We start from the raw sequence: 3,413 nt of genomic DNA on the forward strand, positions 1-3,413 counted from the left end.
GACGACCTTCGGGTTATGAGCCCGACGAGCTACCAAGCTGCTCCATCCCGCGTCCGTAATTCACCATTTGAGGCATGATGAAAGCCTTTCTTTCCACTTAGTAATTTGGAGCGACACACGAGGTTCGAACTCGTGACCTCAACCTTGGCAAGGTTGCGCTCTACCAACTGAGCTAGTGTCGCATATTCTCAAAAGAGAATTGGTTGCGGGGGCCGGATTTGAACCGACGACCTTCGGGTTATGAGCCCGACGAGCTACCAAGCTGCTCCACCCCGCGTCCGTAATTCACCATTCGAGGCATGATGAAAGCCTTTCTTTCCACTTAAGAAAAGTGGAGCGACACACGAGGTTCGAACTCGTGACCTCAACCTTGGCAAGGTTGCGCTCTACCAACTGAGCTAGTGTCGCATCAACAACGTTTCCGTCATTCAGGGCTGCGAATTATAAGAGCATTTTTTTGTGATGCAAGTCCTTCGTTCAAAAAAACTTTATTTTTTTACCAACAGATGAAAAAGCAAGCAAAACGCTCATTAATTACAACAATTTGGATCGCAGCCTTAACAGTTAGATCTTAAAGATCGTTTCGCGGTAGTACTTTAGCTCAGCAATCGACTCACGGATATCATCCAATGCTAGATGCGTGCCCTGCTTCGAAAAACCGTCTAACACTTCTGGTTTCCAGCGGCGAGTCAGTTCTTTTAGCGTGCTCACGTCCAAATAACGGTAGTGGAAGTATTCTTCCAACTCAGGCATGTGCTTGTACAAGAAACGACGATCCTGACCAATGCTGTTACCACAAATTGGAGAAACACCCTTTGGTACCCATTTCTCAAGAAATTCGATGGTTTGCGCAACAGCATCTTGTTCAGAAACATCACTGTTACGAACGCGCTCAACCAAGCCACTTGAAGTGTGCGTATTGGTACACCAATCATCCATCTTCGCCAGCTCTTCTTCAGGCTGATGTACAGCAAGGACAGGACCTTCAGCCAAAATATTCAATTCACTATCCGTGACGATAGAAGCAATTTCGATGATTTTATGCGTTTCAGGATCGAGGCCTGTCATCTCTAAATCCACCCAAATCAGGTTTTGATCGCTAAAGGACATGGTTACGCCGCCTATTTGTTTATCGATAAAAGAGGTACTATACCTGAAAATACTTGAAACACGATACTCACGAGTTTGAGCCGAAAGCGTGCTCAATCAACTGAGTTAACTCACATTAAGTACAAGATTGTGGCAAAAAAGAAAAAGTTAACCAAAGGTCAGGTGCGCCGCGTACGCAGCAACCAACAAAAACGCCTAAAGAAGCAAGAAGAGTCCATCCAGTGGGATGAAACCATGCTAGGCGCAAGTAAACAGGGTCTCGTAATCACTCGTTTCGGTCAGCACGCTGACATCGAAGATCTAGAAACCGGTGAAGTGCAGCGCTGTAACCTTCGTCGTGGTATAGAATCGCTGGTATCCGGCGATCGTGTGCTATGGCGTGAAGGCCTTGAGTCCATGGCCGGAATCTCTGGCGTGGTTGAAGCTGTAGAGCCTCGTACCTCTATGCTAACTCGCCCTGACTACTACGATGGCTTAAAACCTGTCGCTGCTAACATCGACCAAATGGTGATCGTTTCTTCGGTTTTGCCAGAGCTTTCGCTCAACATCATTGACCGCTACTTGGTTGCGTCAGAAACACTGAACATCGCACCGCTATTAGTACTCAACAAAATCGACCTACTTTCTGATGAAGATCGTGCAATGTACGAAGAGTGGTTAGAAGAGTACCAACGTATTGGCTACAAGGTGCTGTTTGTGAGTAAGCAGTCAGGTGAAGGCATTGCCGAGCTTGAAGAGCAACTGCGTGACCGTATCAACATTTTCGTCGGTCAATCAGGCGTAGGTAAATCAAGCCTAGTAAACGCACTGATGCCTGAACTTGAGCAGGAAGTGGAAGAAGGCGAGATCTCTGAGAACTCAGGTTTGGGTCAGCATACAACCACAGCAGCTCGCTTGTATCACATCCCTACTGGTGGCGATCTGATTGACTCTCCAGGGGTACGTGAATTTGGTTTGTGGCACCTAGAAGCAGAAGAAGTGACCAAAGCGTTCGTTGAATTCCGCCCTTATCTTGGCGGTTGTAAGTTCCGCGACTGTAAACACAATGATGATCCTGGCTGTATCTTGCGTGAAGCAGTAGAGAAAGGCGAAGTCAGTGAAGTGCGTTTTGAAAACTACCATCGAATTCTAGAGAGCATGGTAGAAAACAAAGCCAACCGTCAGTACTCACGTAACAAGAAAGCGGATCTGTAACTGAGTTAAGACTGCAACTGTGTAAGAAATCATCACCTAATACTGACAAGCAGATGAAATTTCAGTAACATCACGCGCCCTAAAGCGAGAATCTAACAGAAGTATCGGAATTAAAGATGGACAAGATTAAAGTTGGACTGCAGTACTGGATCCCACAACATGGACTAACACGTCTAGTGGGTAAACTGGCTTCAGCTGAGGCTGGCGGTCTAACAACAGCAGTCATTCGCTGGTTTATCAAGCAATACAACGTGAACATGGATGAGGCGAAGCACTCCGATCCTAAGCACTTCAAAACCTTCAACGAGTTCTTTGTTCGTGAGCTAAAAGACGGCGCACGTCCAATCGCGGAAGGTGAAAAGGTGATCACTCACCCTGCGGACGCGTGCGTAAGCCAATTTGGTCCGATTGAAGATGGTCAGCTTATCCAAGCGAAAGGCCATAACTTCTCAGCACAAGAACTGCTTGGCGGTGACGCAAAACTAGCGGAAGAATTCCAAGACGGCTCCTTCGCAACCTTGTACCTATCACCTCGTGACTACCACCGTGTACACATGCCATGTGACGGCACGTTGCGTCAGATGATTTACGTACCTGGTGATCTATTCTCGGTAAACCCATTAACCGCAGAGAACGTGCCAAACCTATTCGCACGCAACGAACGCGTAGTATGTATCTTTGATACTGAGTTTGGCCCAATGGCACAAGTACTGGTTGGCGCAACCATCGTAGGTAGCATCGAGCAAGTATGGGCCAGCACTATCACGCCACCACGTGGTAACTCGGTTTACAAATGGGACTACCCAGCAGAAGGCGATAAAGCCGTTATCTTGAAAAAAGGCGAAGAAATGGGTCGCTTCAAGCTTGGCTCAACCGTTATCAACCTGTTCGCAAAAGATGCTATCGCATTCGATGAAAGCATGGAAAATGGCAAGCCAACCGTAATGGGTACCCCTTACGCGCACCAGCAGTAAGCTTTCCGCTCAAACTGATTTTAAAGCCTCCGCTCGCGGCTGTCTCTTATACACAAATCCCCAAGCTTGTAGCTTGGGGATTTTTTTGAACTCTTTCACGTGTGTGCGATCTGATCACTTAACAATCCTTACTGA

3 protein-coding genes and 3 tRNA genes are annotated in these 3,413 nt (G+C 47.1%); 2 read left to right on the forward strand and 4 right to left on the reverse strand.

Translation table 11 applies throughout. The features are described 5' to 3' along the window. Window positions 1-106: 106 nt before the first annotated feature. From GXP65_RS24755 to orn, 4 genes are all read right to left on the reverse strand, one after another. Window positions 107-182 (reverse strand) — tRNA-Gly (locus GXP65_RS24755). An 18-nt stretch (window positions 183-200) separates the two neighbouring features. Then, window positions 201-277, reverse strand: a tRNA-Met gene (locus GXP65_RS24760). A gap of 55 nt (window positions 278-332) precedes the next feature. Further along, window positions 333-408: transfer RNA gene (locus GXP65_RS24765), tRNA-Gly, on the reverse strand. Window positions 409-564: 156 nt separating this feature from the next. Further along, on the reverse strand, window positions 565-1,110 hold the full coding sequence (gene orn, locus GXP65_RS24770; RefSeq protein WP_045418966.1) for an oligoribonuclease: 546 nt from the start codon (window positions 1,108-1,110) through the stop codon (window positions 565-567). Between the two features lie 129 nt (window positions 1,111-1,239). Here orn and rsgA point away from each other — a divergent pair, with 129 nt between their 5' ends. Then, a complete protein-coding gene (rsgA, locus tag GXP65_RS24775) occupies window positions 1,240-2,304 on the forward strand; it encodes a small ribosomal subunit biogenesis GTPase RsgA (RefSeq protein WP_162093942.1) in 1,065 nt (354 codons plus the stop codon). Between the two features lie 116 nt (window positions 2,305-2,420). After that, window positions 2,421-3,278 (forward strand): archaetidylserine decarboxylase, encoded by an 858-nt coding sequence (gene asd / locus GXP65_RS24780; protein ID WP_162093943.1) that lies wholly within the window; start codon window positions 2,421-2,423, stop codon window positions 3,276-3,278. Window positions 3,279-3,413: the final 135 nt, after the last annotated feature.

The sequence above is a fragment of the Vibrio sp. LB10LO1 genome (genome assembly GCF_010092875.1).
GTDB classification, from domain to species: domain Bacteria; phylum Pseudomonadota; class Gammaproteobacteria; order Enterobacterales; family Vibrionaceae; genus Vibrio; species Vibrio campbellii.

Excerpts from the sequence above, each read along its gene's own strand:
- orn (WP_045418966.1), bottom strand. The coding sequence starts at position 1,110 with ATGTCCTTTAGCGATCAAAACCTGATTTGGGTGGATTTAGAGATGACA.
- asd (WP_162093943.1), top strand. The coding sequence starts at position 2,421 with ATGGACAAGATTAAAGTTGGACTGCAGTACTGGATCCCACAACATGGA.